General features: G+C 32.9%; 13 protein-coding genes. 7 read left to right on the forward strand and 6 right to left on the reverse strand.

The window, feature by feature from the left end; genetic code table 11:
• Positions 1-144: 144 nt before the first annotated feature.
• Positions 145-1,194, reverse strand: coding sequence for a glucokinase (locus ABEG63_RS06000; protein ID WP_267406402.1), 1,050 nt, complete (start codon positions 1,192-1,194; stop codon positions 145-147).
• A gap of 115 nt (positions 1,195-1,309) precedes the next feature.
• Entirely contained in the window at positions 1,310-1,873 is a 564-nt protein-coding gene (locus tag ABEG63_RS06005; RefSeq protein WP_267406403.1) for a hypothetical protein, read from the reverse strand.
• Between the two features lie 289 nt (positions 1,874-2,162).
• Here ABEG63_RS06005 and ABEG63_RS06010 point away from each other — a divergent pair, with 289 nt between their 5' ends.
• Together ABEG63_RS06010 and ABEG63_RS06015 are read left to right on the forward strand one after the other, a co-directional pair.
• Positions 2,163-3,542, forward strand: coding sequence for a DUF1800 domain-containing protein (locus tag ABEG63_RS06010; protein ID WP_346583746.1), 1,380 nt, complete (start codon positions 2,163-2,165; stop codon positions 3,540-3,542).
• A gap of 85 nt (positions 3,543-3,627) precedes the next feature.
• Positions 3,628-4,812, forward strand: a complete 1,185-nt coding sequence (locus tag ABEG63_RS06015) for a DUF1501 domain-containing protein (protein WP_346583750.1) — start codon at positions 3,628-3,630, stop codon at positions 4,810-4,812.
• Positions 4,813-4,871: 59 nt separating this feature from the next.
• On the opposite strand, the gene ABEG63_RS06020 is transcribed toward ABEG63_RS06015, so the two are convergent.
• The 4 genes from ABEG63_RS06020 to ABEG63_RS06035 form a co-directional block, all read right to left on the reverse strand.
• Positions 4,872-5,009, reverse strand: coding sequence for a hypothetical protein (locus ABEG63_RS06020; protein ID WP_267406407.1), 138 nt, complete (start codon positions 5,007-5,009; stop codon positions 4,872-4,874).
• Between the two features lie 49 nt (positions 5,010-5,058).
• The gene (locus ABEG63_RS06025; protein ID WP_346583755.1) at positions 5,059-6,078 is read right to left on the reverse strand and encodes a WYL domain-containing protein; all 1,020 of its coding nucleotides are present in this window, start codon (positions 6,076-6,078) and stop codon (positions 5,059-5,061) included.
• 104 nt (positions 6,079-6,182) lie between these two features.
• Positions 6,183-6,515, reverse strand: a complete 333-nt coding sequence (locus ABEG63_RS06030; RefSeq protein WP_346584071.1) for a HopJ type III effector protein — start codon at positions 6,513-6,515, stop codon at positions 6,183-6,185.
• Positions 6,509-10,513 (reverse strand): AAA domain-containing protein, encoded by a 4,005-nt coding sequence (locus tag ABEG63_RS06035; protein WP_346583757.1) that lies wholly within the window; start codon positions 10,511-10,513, stop codon positions 6,509-6,511. Before ABEG63_RS06035 ends, ABEG63_RS06030 begins: the two co-directional genes overlap by 7 nt.
• Positions 10,514-10,612: 99 nt before the next feature.
• Here ABEG63_RS06035 and ABEG63_RS06040 point away from each other — a divergent pair, with 99 nt between their 5' ends.
• The 5 genes from ABEG63_RS06040 to ABEG63_RS06060 all read left to right on the forward strand — a co-directional run bounded on the left by ABEG63_RS06040 (position 10,613) and on the right by ABEG63_RS06060 (position 17,440).
• A complete protein-coding gene (locus ABEG63_RS06040; protein WP_346583759.1) occupies positions 10,613-11,992 on the forward strand; it encodes an RtcB family protein in 1,380 nt (459 codons plus the stop codon).
• Positions 11,993-12,062: 70 nt separating this feature from the next.
• Positions 12,063-14,201 (forward strand): hypothetical protein, encoded by a 2,139-nt coding sequence (locus ABEG63_RS06045; protein WP_346583761.1) that lies wholly within the window; start codon positions 12,063-12,065, stop codon positions 14,199-14,201.
• Entirely contained in the window at positions 14,198-15,211 is a 1,014-nt protein-coding gene (locus ABEG63_RS06050) for an HNH endonuclease (protein ID WP_346583763.1), read from the forward strand. The genes ABEG63_RS06045 and ABEG63_RS06050 overlap by 4 nt, the downstream gene beginning before the upstream one ends.
• A 271-nt stretch (positions 15,212-15,482) precedes the next feature.
• Positions 15,483-16,205: a hypothetical protein gene (locus ABEG63_RS06055; RefSeq protein ID WP_346583765.1), complete on the forward strand. Its 723-nt coding sequence runs from the start codon at positions 15,483-15,485 to the stop codon at positions 16,203-16,205.
• A gap of 485 nt (positions 16,206-16,690) precedes the next feature.
• Positions 16,691-17,440: a nucleotidyltransferase domain-containing protein gene (locus tag ABEG63_RS06060; RefSeq protein WP_346583767.1), complete on the forward strand. Its 750-nt coding sequence runs from the start codon at positions 16,691-16,693 to the stop codon at positions 17,438-17,440.
• The last annotated feature ends 8 nt before the right edge of the window (positions 17,441-17,448 follow it).

A 17,448-nucleotide genomic window follows, 5' to 3' on the forward strand; every position in this document is an offset into this window, starting at 1 on the left:
TCGAATAAAGTTATTTACCTTGTTTAATGATGCAAAAATACTATACTTATTTGATAGATTTCATTGATGTATATCAATAAAAGTAATTATTTTCATGAATAATATCAGTAAATAAAAAGCTCCGAATTTCTTCGGAGCCGTTCTTTAGTCTTGATAATAAGCAGTGTATAATACAATACCGTTCAATCCTGTATTTTTTGTCTTTATTAGGTAAATCGGGATGTTTCTCAACATATCCTCCATTTTATCACTGATCTTATATTTTTCGTAGAATTTATCTTTATTAATATATTCTCTGATCGCCTGAGCAATATCTCCTGAAATCAACAATCCTCCGGTAGCTTTTAGCTTTAAAGTAAGGTTGTTTGCCTCTCTTGCTAAAAACTCGATGAAAGTATCCAACGCGATTTTACAGATCAATACATCTTCTTCGATCGCTGCTTTGTATAATTCTTCAGCAAAATTACCATTCGCAAAACGATCTGCCAACCATTCCGGTTCAGGATGTCTTTTCACATCTCTCAGGAATCGGTAAATATTAAACAAACCTGTTTTTGAAAGTACGTTTTCCCAGCTTACAATTCCGTAAATATTATTTAAGAACTGATAAAATTCCACCTCAACATTCGTTCTTGGTGAAAATTCTGAGTGACCACCTTCTGTAGCAAAAGGTCTTAAATATTTTCCGTCGAAGAAATATCCAGCTTCTCCCAGACCGTTTCCAGGTGCAAGAATTGCGACATTTCCTTTTTCAAGGTGACCGCTTGTGTAGATAGGATCTAGCTCGCTATCTTCCAAAAGTCCCATCCCGTATGCAGAAGCTTCAAGGTCATTAAGCATTTCTACTCTTTCGAACCCGAAATCTCTTTTAAAGTCTTCTACCTCCAGATTCCAACCTAGCCTTGCAGGAGCACTTCTCCCATCAAGCACTGGTCCCGGAACCGCCATTCCCAGACGTTTTACATTTTCCAAATTATTTTCCTGAATGAATTTCTTCAAAATATCTGAAAACGAAGAAAATTCTTTGGTAGGATAATTATTTTGGATTTTTACTTCAAGACCACCGTTTCCGGAGATAAAATATCCCACAGTGGTAACATCTTCACGAAGGTTTGCCCCGATAATAGAAACATTATCATTATTACCGTTCTGTACTCCCGGTAAATAAAGTGGAAATTTTGGATTCAAATTCATTATCTCAAATTTTATCTAAATATAATAATACTTTTTGTAAATTCTCAAGGGAATGAAAAAACCTTTCCAAAAATTTGAAAAGGTTTGGCTAATAATTGTTTATATTTAAATCTAACTACTTCCCTAATGGTATATTGTAAGAAAATCCTAGACCAAGATTCCCCACATTATAGTCTTGCCCGGCAAGATCTCCTTTACTTCCCGCAAATACCTTCTGATATTGTACAAAGAAATTCCAGTCTCTGTTGTGGTACCCGATCTCAGGCTTGATGTAGAAACCACCATCTGGTCTGTCTACATTGCTGTTTGAAGCTACTTTGTCGTTACCAACTAGAAAACCATATCCTAAGTCAGTTCCAAAATAAAATCCTGTTTGTTTAGGATAAATTCTGATCAAAGCACCTACTGGCACAACTCCTACATCGTTATTATTGTATCCGTTATTATCTTTTCCAAAATAATGAGTATATCCTGTTGCGATACCCAATCCAAACCCTGGAGTGATTAAGTTTTGGTAAGCTACATCTACACCAACAGCTGCAGAAAGGTTATCAGCAGGAACCGCTAAACCTACGTTAGCACCTACTTTCAACATATTATTCATTTGTGAGCTTTGAGCACTTACAACACCTGCCGTCATAATACCAGCAAGTAAGATTGCTTGTTTTAACATTTTCATAACTCTGATTTTTAAATTTTACTATCCTGAAAGATGTAAAAATCATGCCAAGAAAGACAAATAATTCTACTTTAACATCTAAAAGAGCACAATCAAAAGTGAATCAGTCAGTTAAATTTAGTTAAAAATTAAATAGGTGTTTAAGTTATTCTTTACATTTAATATAGAATTGAGATTTTAATGAAAACTATACATTTTTTGAATTACGAAAAATAGCAATATTAAGAATTCTTAATCGTTATTATTTTAACCTTATCTCCCTCGAAACATCAAAAAACAAAGTATTACAATGACACCTCCATCTCTTATTAATAATAAACATCTTCTTTGGCGCGCCGGTTTCGGAGCCGGAATCAACCAATTGGAAGATTTGAAAAATATAAATGTAAAAGACTTAATTAATGATTTATTTAAAGAAGAACCTTTTACTGAAATTAATTACGAGACGCCTGATATAGAGATCAATAATTCTATGACCGATCAATCGCCTGCAGAAAAGAAAAAAGAAATGCAGAAGATCAATCGCGAACAAAACGAAGAGCTCAATCTGAATTTCCTTGATAAAATGGTTAACAGCAAAGAGCAAATGAGGGAAAAGATGGCATTTTTCTGGCATGGGCATTTTGCTTCGAGAGTTCAAAATCCTAGATTTAATCGACAGATTTTAAATGTTATCCGAAAAAATGCACTGGGAAATTTCAAAGATCTTTTGTTTGAAGTGAGCCAAGCGCCTGCAATGTTGAACTTTTTAAATAATCAACAAAATAAAAAAGATCATCCCAATGAAAATTTCGCTCGTGAAGTAATGGAACTTTTCACAATGGGACGAGGAAATTATACCGAAAAAGACATAAGAGAAGGTGCAAGAGCCTTTACCGGATGGGGTTATGATAAAGAAGGGAATTTTGTTGAAAGACCAAAACAACATGATGAAGGAACAAAAACATTTCTCAACAAAACCGGAAATTTTACAGGAACCGATGCTTTAAATATTATTCTTGAACAAAAGGCAACATCAAAATTCATCACCACAAAAATTTACAAATTTTTCGTGAATGAAAATGTAGACGAAGCTATTGTAAATAAACTAAGCGAAAGTTTTTATCAATCGAACTACGACATTAAAAAACTCATGAAAGATATTTTCTCAAGTTCATGGTTTTATGATAAAAAAAACATTGGGAACAGAATAAAATCGCCCATAGAATTGATTGCAGGAATGATGAGAACTCTTCCAATGAATATTCAAAATCCGGAAAACCTCATCGTTTATCAGAAATTATTAGGGCAAACGCTTTTGTATCCACCAAACGTTGCAGGCTGGCCAAACGGAAAATCATGGATTGACAGCTCGACATTGATGTTGAGATTGCAAATTCCTCAGATTTGGTCAGGTTTAAGACCGCTTGATTATCATCCAAAAGAAGATGATGATGTGGATATGGGTTTAAAAAAGAACCCAAATAATCTTGCGAAAAGCTTTAAAAATCCGAATATTACAATCGATTGGGCAAGAGTAGAAAAGATTTTTAACGGAAAAAATGTTGAAGATTATTTAATTCAAAATTCAAAATCTTTGGATATGAGCTCGGTTAAAAATTTCTCCGACAATAGTGTGAAAATGAATGTGATTAATCTAATGTCAACGCCAGAATATCAGTTGATGTAAGGTCGCAGGTTGCAGATTTTAGCTTATAGCTAAAGTACGCTGCAAAGCCTACAACCTACCATCTTTAACCTAAAACCTACTATTTATGCTAATCAAAAGAAGAGAATTCCTAAAAATAAGTTCATTGGCTACCGCATCGTTGTTGATGCCTAATTTTCTGAAAGCAATGACTTTCGATGAAGCATTGAAACCCAATCAGAAGATTTTGGTTGTGCTTCAATTCACAGGTGGAAATGATGGTTTAAATACGATCATTCCGACAAAAAATGACATTTATTTTAAAGAAAGAAAAAATATCGCCATCAAAGATTCTTTGCAATTTAACGATGAAGCAGGAATTAACCCTGCCCTCTCCTATTTTAAGGAATTGTATGACAATGGCGAGCTTTCCGTGATGAATAATGTCGGGTATCCCAATCCCGATAAATCCCATTTTCGAAGCATGGATATTTGGCATTCCGCAAGCAAAAGCGATGAATATCTGGAAACCGGCTGGCTGGGGCGTTTTCTAGATGAAGAATGTTATAAATGCGAACATCCGACTCAGGCTTTGGAAGTAGATGATATGCTAAGTTTAGCGTTAAAAGGTGAAAATAATAAAGCTTTTGCTTTCAAAGATCCAAAAAGATTATATCAAACCAGTCAGGAAAAATACTTCAAATCGTTGTACGATCATCATCATGACGATGAAACGGTTTCTTATTTATACCAAACTTTAGGTTCCACAATCAATAATGCGGGCTATATTTTTGATAAAAGTAAAGCCAAAAAGACCGAACAAACTTATCCGACTTCACAATTGGGAAAAGATTTCAAAACCGTTGCATCATTGATTAAGTCCGATATTAATACACGAGTTTATTATCTTTCCGTAGGAAGTTTTGATACGCATGTGAACCAAAATGAAAGACAACAAAAATTATTTGGAGACATTAATGAAGCCGTAAAATCTTTCGTTGCAGACATGAAAAGTAACGGACTTTTTGATGATATTTTGTTAATGACTTTCTCAGAATTCGGTCGACGTGTTGCGCAAAATGCAAGTAACGGAACAGATCACGGAACGGCGAACCAGATGTTTTTCATAAGTGGTGGCTTGAAGAAAAAAGGACTTTTGAACCCACTTCCAGATTTAACCAAATTGAATGAAGGAGATTTAATTTATTCCGAAGATTTCAGGAAAGTATATGCTACTATTCTTAAAAATTGGCTAAAAGCAGATTCTTCTAAAGTATTGGGTTGGAAAAATGGAGTTTATGATTTTATCTAAATAAAAAGAGACTGTCATCGGTTAACAGCCTCTTTCTATAGTTTTCAACATGAATCATTTTAAACAGATTCAGGAAGTTGTTTTTTCTCGTCTTTATTATATTTTTCATCTAGTTTTTCTGATATTTTCTTTATCACAAACTCGATTACCAAAGGAGCTACAATAGCTACAACTGCTTTTAATATTCTTGATTTCATATTTTTATTTTATTTTTTGATTACTACAATTTCCAAGCCATAAACTTGATTAATCTTCATCATCCAAAACCAGATTTTCATAGTTTTTACTTCCTGCCCTAAATTTTTCCTCTAATCGTACTCGAAGTTTTCGGGGTTTGTGAACAATCAGCGATTCACCAAAGCCTAATAAAAGTCTTTCCAGTTCGTAGTTTAACTGAACACAAATTTTAAAAATAGTTCCGTCATTTGATTCACTTACAATTTCCTGACTGGCGTGTAAAGGCTTGGTTTTAACATAAGGTGCATTATGAGAATCCACAAAAAAGACCACATTTCTCGGAGCCATCGTTGGGGAAACTGTAACGCCAACAATATCTTTAAAATATTCGTCGCCATCGAGATTTTTATCAATATATTCTATCTTTTCTTCGATTTGAATATTTTCCATTCTATCCAAAGCCAGATTATATGCATATTGTTTATTAAAACAAATCAAAAACCATCGGTTATTAAACTCCTTCAGCAACTGCGGATGCACGATATAAGAATCTGATTCTCTTGCTTTAAAACTTTTATAGGTAACTTTTAAAACTTTCTTATGCAAAATGGCATCGTACAGAATATCAATATATTCCAATCCTTTCAACTGTTCATTTTTATCCAGATGAATGATTGACTTTTGATTGGTGGAATGAATAGAATCCTCTAATTTCTGGATCACCCCGTTCATCTCTTTAAACATCGAAAAATCTTTGAACTGCTTTAAAATCTGCACCGCATTATTCATCGCCTTCAGGTCGCTTTCGTTCACCGAAATATTATGAATACTGTACTCAGGATCACTGTATCGGTAATATTTTCTTTCAAAAACCTCAATCGGTGCTTCATACCCGAATTTTTCACTTCGCATATTCTGCAAATCCAGTTGTACCGTACGTTTGCTAACGAAAGATTCTTTACCTTCAAACTCAAATAATGCTTCAGAACATTCGTCGATAAGATCTTCCAAAGTATATTTTCGGTATTTGTTCTTAAGACATTTATCTAAAGTTTTATAGCGGATAAGAGCATTCTTATTTGATGACATAGTTTTTGTTTTGTGTTTTATGTCATTGCGAGGAGCCTGCGACGCGGCAATCTAAAAAATATCAATTGAGATTGCTTCGTCACTACGTTTCTCGCAATGACAATTTACTTTTTACTCAACGCCTCACCTTCAAAAGAAATTCCATCCCAACCAAACTCTATAAAGTTTCTGATATTTTGATGATCTGTTCCTTCAGGATTTTTTAAAACATCTTCTCTGTAAAATTCTCCGAAAAGATTCAACGTATCTTCTTTAGATAAATTATTCAATTTGGCATAACTGAAGACTTTACACGAACCATTATTCTGATTTTCTTCATTCACCGTATTTCCATTGGTAAATTTCTTAGGAGTAAAGTCATAATTCTCGTCAATATGAGCAATTACCTCTTTAAATTGAATGGTTTCAGGTGAATTTTTTAACTGTTCTGTCATGATATTTTTTTATGTATTTTCTGTATTTCCGCGTCCAAGTTTTGCCAGCAGTTTTGGCTCCAGATTCTGATGTATTCAAAACCTGCATTTCGGACTATTTTTTCTTTATGTAAATCTTCCAGATACCCAAGATTTCCGGAATATTTCTCTTTACTCATAGCTTCGATAATGATTGATTTTCCATCTTCATTTTCAATCAGAATATCAAATTCATAACCTCCGAAATGATGATTTTTCAACATTTTCAATTGAGGAATATCTTGTTGTAATCGATCATGAATTACATCAATAAATCCATTGGAGCTTGTATTTTTATTCGAATCCTTAGCATACCCGAACTGATCCAAAGTATCCAGAATCTCCCGTCTATGACTTTCATTTTTATCACTTACCGCTTTACAATACGCAAGGTAAGCATACAAAACAGCCTTTCTGTTATTCGAACCTTCCTGCTGCAAAGCGTCTTTATAATTCGAAAAAATCTCTTCGGGAATCGAGTTGCAAACGTAGATTTTTTCCTTGGCTCTGGTGATAATCACATTCAGCAATTTATATCCTTTTGTATGATTGATCGGTCCAAAACTCTGGATAAATTTCCCACCGGATTTTCTTCCGTAAGTCGTCGACATGATGATAATATCCCTTTCATCACCCTGAATATTTTCAAGGTTTTTAATAAACAACCCTGCCGCTTCCAATCCCTGAATTTTTTCTTTAAACAATTCATTTCCGGGAAGATTGATCTGCTGAACAATTTGTCTTTTGATATAATTTCGCTGTGAAATATTAAAGGTCGCAATTCCCACCGACGGATAATTTCCATCTTTTAAAGGTTGAATATTCTTTAAAATCTCCAATACTTTATCCGCTTCCTCTTTATTCGTATGTTCATCAAAAACTCCATCTACCTGAAAGAATTCAATCGGTAACGTTTCAGATTTTGTCGGAAGAGGCTTTAAACGTGAATTATAAAACGCATGATTAGAAAAATCAATCAGATAAGGATGCTTAGAACGGTAATGAAAATCCAGATGATTCTTTTCAAACTGACTTTCAGTCGCAAAATCCAGCAAAGATTCTATATTCAACAAAGAATTTTTATAGGTGATGACCTCATTTTCAGATTCAATATCGTCTTCATCTTCGATCACTCCGTCAAAAACTTTACTGAAATAATTGGATGGCGGCATCTGATGTTCATCTCCCGCAATAATAATATTTTTCCCTTTCAGCATCGCCGGAAGGTTATCTTCCAATTTTAACTGGCTGGCTTCATCAAAAACCACATTGTCAAAATAAAAATTCTTACCCTGGAAAAGATTGCTGCACGCATCCGGAGTGGTCAGAATAATCGGAAAAAAATTAGTGAAAAGATCAATATCTTTCTGAACAATTTGTCTCAAGGTCAATCTTTTGTGGTTGACACTGCTTCTTTTATTGTAAAGATTGGCAACTGTAATGTCTTTATTTGTCTGTTCAAATTTTTTCACTGCATTTTGTTGAGAATCATTCCAGAAATACTGAATAAAATTCTGCTGAGAAGCTCCGTATTGCCTGATTTTCCTTGTAATTTCTTCGTAATTTCTTTCGCTAAAATTAAGTTTAGCATCAGAATGTTTGTTTAGCAATAATGGATAATAAGCGGAATAAAAAGAAGCTTTCCAATCATTAACTGAATACAATTTTTCCAATATTTTTTTCTGAAAAACAGTCAGTGGCTGACTAAAATAAAACCAGTTAAATTCCTTTAACAAAGGATTTTCAGGGTGACTTCTGTACGATCTGTATCGATCTAAAACAGAAATTAAATAGTCATCAAAGTTTTGATAGGTATTTCCAAAATTCAGATCTTTGATCCAGTGATCAGTTGATATACTTTTCTTCAATTGCTGAATACGCTGAGCAATAATTTCCGTTTCTTTTCCTGAAACCACAGGATCATATACATTCAGGAAATCAATCGCATTAAACTGTTCTTCCAGCTTTGAAGAAAACTCCGACTGTAAATTTTGTATTTTCTGACGGTAACTCAGAATTTCGTTTTTATTATTCCAAAGGTGATCCGACAGCTCAATGGAAGGAAAAAATTCACTTAAACTGATCTGTTTAATCGCTGAACTGATCTCCAATAATCTTTTCTGATTGCTGATTTTCTTTTTCTTTTCGGAAGAAAACAAAGCCATGAATTTATAGAAAAATCCGTTCGTCATTTCGGGATGAAACTCTTCAGAATTTTGATTCAGAACAGAGGTAATTACTTCTGTTTCGTTGATTAAAGAAGACAATTTTTGAAGATTCTGACTGAAATCCAGCTTTCTCTTTTCTTCATAAACGGGTTTAAAATCAATAATCAGCGATTGAATTTCATCCCACATTTTTTCATAATTCTGAAATGAAGTATCTAAATTCTGCAGACTGTTATGAAAATTTTCGCTGATTAGTTTTTCAGGATTAATAAATGATGATTTTTCAAAAGGTTGGTATTCCTTATACACCTCTTTTCCCTTTTCCAGCACATATTCAATGTCTTTAAACTCTTCTTCCGAAAAGGAAAACTGAATATCCTGAATATTTATATTTTCTTTTGTTTCATTGAATTTCAACAAATCAGCAACAATCTCCGTCAGGTTTTTTCCCGGAATCAAATCTGAATTTAACAATTCGTGAACTTCGTTGATCGTTGTTTTATTTTGCAGAATTCCTGTCAATTGATCTTGCAGCGACTGAACGGAATAAGGTTGTCCCGGTTTCTTGAAATCAGCAGGATCAATGGTATTTCTTACCGCATCCACCACAGGCTTTCGGTCTGAAACACTGTCTTTAATCATTATACAATAGCGCTCCAAGCCCAGTTTATGAAGGGCGTTGTACAAAACTTCCAAGGCCGTTTGCTTTTCGCAGACCACAATGGTTTTCTGCTTATTTTCCAGTGCATTCACCAAAACAGCCGTCAGCGTCTGGCTTTTCCCTGTTCCCGGAGGTCCTTGGATCAGAATTTTAGTCTGTGATTTTAACGATTCCAGAATTCCCTGCTGTGAAGGATCGGTTTCAATTGATGTTATGGATTGAAAATCCAGTTTTATATTGTTTTCAAGAGGTTTAAATTCTCTTTTTAGCGATTCATAATCATTGATGATATTCTGTTTCTGGACTTCAAAAATGGAGAATACACCGGATTTAATGATAATTGCATCACCTTTATTCTGAAGCTGATCTTCATAAGAAGCTTTGGATTTAATTAATGGAATTTCTTCATAATTATTTAAGATAAAATCAAGATTCTGGGTAATTTTAAGCTGTCCCAATAAGGTTTGGCAGATTTCCAGCAACTCAGGTTTATCTATTTTTCCATCAGCCAACATTTCTTCAGGAATCTGCTCCAGCGTAATTCCGGAATCGCTTTGTAAATGATTGATCAATACTTCATTCACATAAATAGGATCATCTTCCGTTCTGCTGATTTCCCATGTGTTCAGTTCATTGACTGGTTTGATAGTAACAGACCATATCAAAATAGGAGACGCAGAAATTTGCCCGTCCATATCTTTTCGGATCAGAATCGGAAAACCGAAGCCCAGAGAATTAATTCCTTTCTCCGATTGGATAACATCATTTTGGAAAATAAGATTTTCGAGACTGGCAGACAGTTTTTCAAGGGCTGCCTTTTTGGTTTTTTCTTTAGTAAGAGAAATTCCGATTGTGCTTTTTTCGGTTTCTTCGTTTTCATCATCAAACAGATAAATGCTGTCTTTTACCGCTTCTTTAGAAACCTCATCGGAAATTTTATCGTGAATGGAGAATTTAAAATTAACGTTTTTCTGCGTTAAAAGGTTAATGATAAAATGTTCGGGAAGACTTTTATGAATTTCTGAAAGTCGGGCAAGATCAAATTTATATCTTGAGCTTCCGGGAATAGCATTTAAGTGAACACCTCTTCTGTTACCTGTTTTCAGTTTGTTTTGAAATGCCTGAAATATTTCCGGAGTTAAGTTTTCCATCATGCCTAAAAATAATTTTTGAATAAAAATATAAAAAATTTATAATACGCAAAAACATTGCACACTTTAGTTTTTACTTTGCATCAACAAAATGAAGAACACATGGAATTTAACGGAAACAACTTAATCGAATTAGGATATAGACCAGCAAAATGGTTTGCCGAAGCAATTACTCATATCAACGAAAATCAATTAGATGAAAATCAAATCGCAACCTATTTGGAACAATTCAAACAACCCGAATTAATCCCGCTTCATGAAACGGCAAAAGATTTTGTCATCAACATCCGAGCTGAACATGAAAGTGAAACCGATAACGTGGAAAAAGTTGTCAACACCATGAAAGTGTTGATGAAAACTCCGACTTTGGTTGCCGGAGCGATTATGCCTGATGCCTGTCCGACAGGTCCGATGGGTCAGATTCCCGTTGGTGGAGTTGTTGTTGCGAAAAATGCAATTCACCCAGGATTTCATAGCGCAGATATCTGTTGTTCGGTGATGTTGACGGATTTTGGAAAAGCAGATCCTAAAGAAGTTTTGGATGCTGCCCATTCCATCACGCATTTCGGATACGGAGGTAGACCGAGAGGTGAGCAAATGGAGATGTCTCAGGAATTGATGGATGCTTTCAGAGCCAATGATTTCCTGAATGATGAAAAATTAATCAGCATCGCCCGTTCTCATATGGGAACGCAGGGTGACGGAAACCATTTCTTATTTGTCGGAATTTCTAAAAATACCGGAAATACGATGTTGGTGACGCACCATGGTTCACGAGCTCCCGGAGCTGCTTTGTATGATAAAGGAATGAAAGTCGCCAATAAATTCAGAATAGAAAATTCTCCTGAAACACTGAGAGAAAATGCCTGGATTCCCTACGAATCTGAAGAAGGAAAATCGTATTGGGAAGCGCTTCAGTTGATCAGAACGTGGACGAAAGAAAACCATACGTCTATTCACGATGCGACCTTGAATAAGTTAGGAATCGAAAAAGAAGATCGATATTGGAACGAACATAACTTCGTTTTCAAAGACGGAGATTTGTTTTACCATGCAAAAGGAGCAACACCTTTGGATGATAAATTTATGCCGGATATTACGGGACCAAGATTGATTCCTTTGAATATGTCAGAACCTGTTTTGATTGTGAAAGGAACCACCAACGAAAGAAATTTAGGTTTTGCGCCACACGGAGCGGGAAGAAATTTCAGCAGAAGTCAGCATAAAAAATCTTTGGCTCATAAAACTATTGAAGAAGTGTTTGAAGAAGAAACAAAAGGATTAGATATCCGTTTTTTCTCGAATGAAATTGATATTTCCGAACTTCCAACCGCTTATAAAAGTGCAAAAAATGTAAGAGCACAGATTGAAGAATACGGACTTTGCGAAGTTCTGGATGAAGTGATGCCTTACGGATGTATTATGGCGGGTGATGTGCAGAAAAATTCGCCGTGGAAGAGAAAGAAGAAGTTTAGAAAATAGTGAGAAGATTACGAGATGCCGTAATCTTTTTTTGTAAAGAAATCATATATTTGGTGGAAACAAGATAACCATGAGTTTTAAATTAATTGCAATAAGACCTCTAACAGATTGTGATCCTAAATTTCTAAAAAACTTAGAGGAAAATAAAGTCTACAAATTTTATGACAATTATATCTTTAAATTCAAACATACTAATATAAACAATGAGATCAAAAGTGTAAAATATAAACCAACAATTCCTGAAAATTTATATAATCAAGGGAAATTGAATATTAATATTTCCGCTATTGTTGGGAAGAACGGAAGTGGAAAAAGTACTTTAATGGAATTATTATACTTAGGTTTTTTCTATTTATCAACATTAATTGATTTACTTGAAATTGACAATATCAAAAATACATCTAAAAATTTGCAATTTGAAGATAATGGAACTGTCATAAAAAACCTTCTTTCATTCTTTCAAAGTGATTTCTACTCTACAGAATATAATTTAAGAAACAAAAACTTATCAGATTTAAATAATATTGATACTAAAGATGTTTTAAGAATAATAAAACATTTTTCCGATGAATTAAGAAGGTATAAGTTAAATCCTAATGAAAATTTTGTATCTATAGGTAGACTAAGACTAGAAATTATATACACATTTGATGATATAGCTTTTTACAATCTTAAACTAGATAATGATGAACAATTTAAAGACCAAAAAGACAAATTATATTCGCTTAAAATTATCGGTGAAGATGAAAATCTGAGTCTTAAAGGAAATGAAGAAAAAAGTAAATATTTGTTTTATAATCTAGGAGTCAATTATTCACATTATGCTTTAAATTCAAAAGACATAGGAAATTGGATAAACTCCTTGTTTCACAAAAATGATTCATATCAAGCTCCTATTGTTCTAAATCCAATGAGAACTGACGGAATTATCAATATAAATAATGAAAATTATTTAGTTCGTTCAAGAATGCTTTCAAACATTTTAATACAAAACTCTTTAAGAGAATTAGCACCAAAAAAAATAGTCAAAAAAATACTTTTAAAAATAGATAAAGAAAAATTCGAAATCAGAGATTTTGATGAAAATTTCATGAATATACTTCAATCAATTTTAAAAAAATCTGTGAGTAACTCAAATTTCTATAATTCCCAAGACAGTTTAAATATTAAAAAATATATCTATCGTAAATTTTCCAGTATACTAACAAATTACAAAAAGTATATTAATAAATATAATTCATCAATAGAATCATTAAATAAAGAGAAAATTGAAGATTTTATTATAACAGTTTTAGAAGATGATAGTCACGTTACATTAAAATTGAAGCAAGCTATTTATCACTTACATATTGGTTATTATTTTTTAGAAGATAAAAATTATATCATTGAAGATTTAAATGAATATACTTCATATTTAAAAGAAAATAACCCGTTTAATTTCCGATTAATTGAACAAATATTACCCTCTTTTTATTCAGTTGATTATCTTTTTGAGGATGAGAGTAGCTTTAATAATATGAGCTCAGGAGAAAAACAAAAAATACACAGCCTAAGTTCATTAGTTTATCATTTGAGAAATATTGATTCAGTTAATAATAAGAAAAAAAATAAAAAGGCTCTTATTGATAAAAAAGATGAAATAATTAAGTATAAAAATGTTAATCTTATATTCGACGAAATAGAGCTTTATTATCATCCCGAATTACAAAGAACTTTTATAAATGATTTATTACAATACATTGATAATGCAAAGCTTTCAGATATAAAAAGTGTTAATTGCATTTTTATCACACACAGCCCTTTTATACTGTCAGATATTCCTACACAAAATATTATGTTTCTTGAAACAGAAGAAAAAAAAGTAGCTAATGAAAATGGAATTGAAGAAATAAAAAAAATTTCAGTTCAAAAAAAGAATTTAAATAAAACTTTTGCTGCCAATATACATGACTTGTTAGCAGACAGTTTTTTTATGCAAAATGGATATTTAGGAGAATTTGCTAAACTAAAAATTAAGGAAGTAATAAGTTATTTATCGAAGAGAAGGAAAGAAACCGATAAATGGAATAAAGAAAATGTAAAAATATTTATCGATCAAATTGGAGAACCATTATTGAAGGATAGCTTAAATGAATTATACTATATAAAATTTCCAGAAGAGATTGAGAAGGAAATTAAAAGATTAAAAAAAATTAAAAATAAATTATGATAAGTATTTCTAATGATATTGTTGAAAATACGTTATCATTATTCCGTCAAGAAATTGATAAGCTGATTGCGAAAAAAAAAGCTAAAGTAAAAAATCTTTTAATAAAACCTATAGAGCCGGATTATTCACAATTAAATAAAAAACAAAAAGAACAAAAGCAAAAGCAATACAATAAAAGATGTAACTATTATAACATTGCTATGATTGATCATAACAAAAAATATATCGAATATTTATTGTCCAAATATGATGAAATAATTTATGCAAAACCATCTTTATTATTGACATTTGAATTAGAATTTGAAAAAATAATTCCAAAGCAATCTATAACAAAAAAATTTAAAGACGCATTACTTAATGCAATGGATTATGATGGTTGGAGAGATAATTTCTATCCAAAATATTTTCATGAAATAGGTATAAAAGCATGTGTCTATTGTAATTCACAATTAGCAATTGTAAGTAATAAAACTAATAATCATTTTGAAATTGATCATTATAAGTCTAAGGATAAGTTGCCGTGTTTTAGCACTTCTTTTTATAACCTATATCCAGTTTGTGGAAGTTGTAACAGAAAAAAATTAAATAAAGAAGTTTTATTTGATTTATATATTGACAGTAATAAAAATAAGTCGGACTTTTCTTTTGAAATCGAGAAGTCATCTTTAGCCAATTTTTTAATATCTAATAATAGTCAAGATTTAAAAATAGTATTCGGTGAACAGGATCCCTCAAAATCTAAATTTAATGAAACTTTTAAAATCGAAGGTATTTATGAAACTCAAAAAGATATTGCAGAAGAGCTAATTATAAAATCCAAAATTTATACTGAAAAATATAAACAATCTCTCATTACATCTTTTGATCAATTGTATAAAAAAGGTAGTATAGGTAGTAGAATAATAATTGGGAATTACATTGAAGAAAATGAGATCCATAATCGACCTTTAGCAAAATTCACTCAAGACATTGCTATACAGGTAGGACTACTTAAGAGGCCATTAGACTGAATAACTTTACACTCCTCCCGCTAATATGAGCGTTTTCCCCCGCTGGTGCGAGCGTCACGCTCGGTACCCATTGTCAATAAATACGACGATCACAAGCAAAACACTTGCGCCAGCAAAAGACCACAAAATTAAAAAAGACCAGAAGCAATTCCGGTCTTTTTTGATTACCTCAAACTTAACATAACATCCTTATAATCAAAATACTTTAAAAAACCTACCCCACATTCAAAATAATTTCTATATTTGAATCATTAACTCAAACACAATTGATATGTCTAGTACCTCAGAAGTAGGTCACGCTAAAAATGTAGCGAACCTTCAAAAAATTACTCAACAAGTTTCTACGTATAATCTTTACAATCCGCCCGTTGGTGATATTACAATTGCTAGTCTTCAGGCATTGTACAACGATGCCAATGCAAAACTAACAGAAGTTGGAGACAAACGAAGCGCTAATAAAAATGCTATCGTTGCCCGTCAGACTGCTTTCGAAAATTTGAGTTCCACCTGTACCAGCATCATCAATCTATTGGAAATTGTAGGCTTACCGCAGGGAACTTTAGATCAGGCAAGATCTTTAACCCAGACCATTCAGGGCAGCGCAAGGAAGAGCAATACACCAGTTGAAGAAGGCAAAGAAGCTCCTAAAACCGCATCTACCTCCCGACAGTCTTTCACCTCAAAAGCTGAAAATTTCGGTCTCCTCTTACAGATGCTTTCCACCCTACCCGCTTACGCTCCCAATGAAGACAACATAAAATTACAAAACCTCAACACGTATCACGACTCATTACAAGCGACGACCTTCGCCGTAGACCAAACCGAGTCTGAACTGAACACCAAAATTATAGAGCGTGATAAAATTCTGTATGCAGAAGAAACCGGACTGTATGCCATCTCCCTAAAGATTAAAAAATACGTAAAAAGTCTTTACGGAGCCACTTCCCCGGAATATACCACCGTCTCCGCCATCGAATTTACCAATAGAAAATAATGTATTTTTAAGACTGAAAAATATTGAATTACAGAATTTCAATATTGTATCAAAGTAAAGTTGCATTTTTATGATGTAACTTTACTTTTTTGTAATGTAACTTTACTTTCTTTCGATGCTATTCTACATTGGCACGATGTAACTTCACATTTTTCCGATGTAGTTTTGCTTTTTTGCATTGTAACTTCACATTCTCTCGATGTAATTTTACTTTCTTTCGATGTCATTATACATTGGCACGATGCAACTTCACATTCTTGCATTGTAACTTCACATTTTTGCTTTGTAAGTCAACTTTTTACAGAAAAAGAATCAAAAGGTCTTTTATTTTTACAGACTTATGAAATCCTTTAAATAAATCCAATAAAGTCTTTTGCCCCTTTTGCGATTACATTTAAAATAAGTTTAAACATAACTTTCATAAAACACCCAACGTAAAAAGATTGCGCAGCTAACTTTTTATTTTGCATCATAAATTAAAAACAATGACACCAAAAATATTAGAAAAATTAAAAGAAGTTGAAGAAAAACGCGGAGTAGAAATACTTCTTGCCGTAGAATCCGGAAGCCGGGCTTGGGGTTTTGCTTCGCCCGACAGCGATTACGACATACGTTTTATCTACCGACACAAAAAAGACTGGTATCTTTCACCATGGGATAAGGATGAAACGATAGAATTTATGACAGAAGATGATTTGGATGGTTCCGGATGGGATTTAAGGAAGACTTTTCATTTGTTATTGAAATCGAATGCCGCTTTATTAAGTTGGTTCTACTCTCCTATCGTTTATGTAAAAAATGAAAAATTTTACGATTTATTCAAGCCTTTGGCAGATGAATGCTTTTCTACGATAGCGGTTTCTTATCACTATCTGAGCATGAGCAAAAAATATCTCGAAGCCTGCAGAACCGATGAAGTAAAATTGAAATCTTATTTCTACTGCCTTCGAACTACACTAACCGGAAAATGGATCTTAGAAAAAGGAACAGTTCCACCAGTTTTATTCAGTGAGTTGTTAGTTTTAGTAGATCATTTCACAAGAACGAAAATAGAAAATCTCATCGCTTTAAAAGCCACCAAAAAAGAATCTTATCATCACCCGAATGACTGGGAATTATTTGGATTTTTGGAAAAAATGGTTTTGGATAATGAAGAAAGAGCTAAAAGTTTAAAGGGTGGAAATTCGGAAAAAACTAAGATGGAAAGGGTTTTTAGGGAAATATTATTAGATTAATCATTAAA

This window comes from Chryseobacterium sp. C39-AII1 (genome assembly GCF_039672645.1).
Lineage (GTDB): Bacteria > Bacteroidota > Bacteroidia > Flavobacteriales > Weeksellaceae > Chryseobacterium.

What these genes read in the sequence shown, in the direction of transcription:
- ABEG63_RS06020 (WP_267406407.1), bottom strand. Translation starts at nt 5,009, where the DNA reads ATGAAATCAAGAATATTAAAAGCAGTTGTAGCTATTGTAGCTCCTTTG.
- ABEG63_RS06015 (WP_346583750.1), top strand. Translation starts at nt 3,628, where the DNA reads ATGCTAATCAAAAGAAGAGAATTCCTAAAAATAAGTTCATTGGCTACC.
- ABEG63_RS06010 (WP_346583746.1), top strand. Translation starts at nt 2,163, where the DNA reads ATGACACCTCCATCTCTTATTAATAATAAACATCTTCTTTGGCGCGCC.
- ABEG63_RS06055 (WP_346583765.1), top strand. Translation starts at nt 15,483, where the DNA reads ATGTCTAGTACCTCAGAAGTAGGTCACGCTAAAAATGTAGCGAACCTT.
- ABEG63_RS06000 (WP_267406402.1), bottom strand. Translation starts at nt 1,194, where the DNA reads ATGAATTTGAATCCAAAATTTCCACTTTATTTACCGGGAGTACAGAAC.
- ABEG63_RS06005 (WP_267406403.1), bottom strand. Translation starts at nt 1,873, where the DNA reads ATGAAAATGTTAAAACAAGCAATCTTACTTGCTGGTATTATGACGGCA.
- ABEG63_RS06045 (WP_346583761.1), top strand. Translation starts at nt 12,063, where the DNA reads ATGAGTTTTAAATTAATTGCAATAAGACCTCTAACAGATTGTGATCCT.
- ABEG63_RS06050 (WP_346583763.1), top strand. Translation starts at nt 14,198, where the DNA reads ATGATAAGTATTTCTAATGATATTGTTGAAAATACGTTATCATTATTC.
- ABEG63_RS06035 (WP_346583757.1), bottom strand. Translation starts at nt 10,513, where the DNA reads ATGATGGAAAACTTAACTCCGGAAATATTTCAGGCATTTCAAAACAAA.
- ABEG63_RS06025 (WP_346583755.1), bottom strand. Translation starts at nt 6,078, where the DNA reads ATGTCATCAAATAAGAATGCTCTTATCCGCTATAAAACTTTAGATAAA.
- ABEG63_RS06040 (WP_346583759.1), top strand. Translation starts at nt 10,613, where the DNA reads ATGGAATTTAACGGAAACAACTTAATCGAATTAGGATATAGACCAGCA.
- ABEG63_RS06060 (WP_346583767.1), top strand. Translation starts at nt 16,691, where the DNA reads ATGACACCAAAAATATTAGAAAAATTAAAAGAAGTTGAAGAAAAACGC.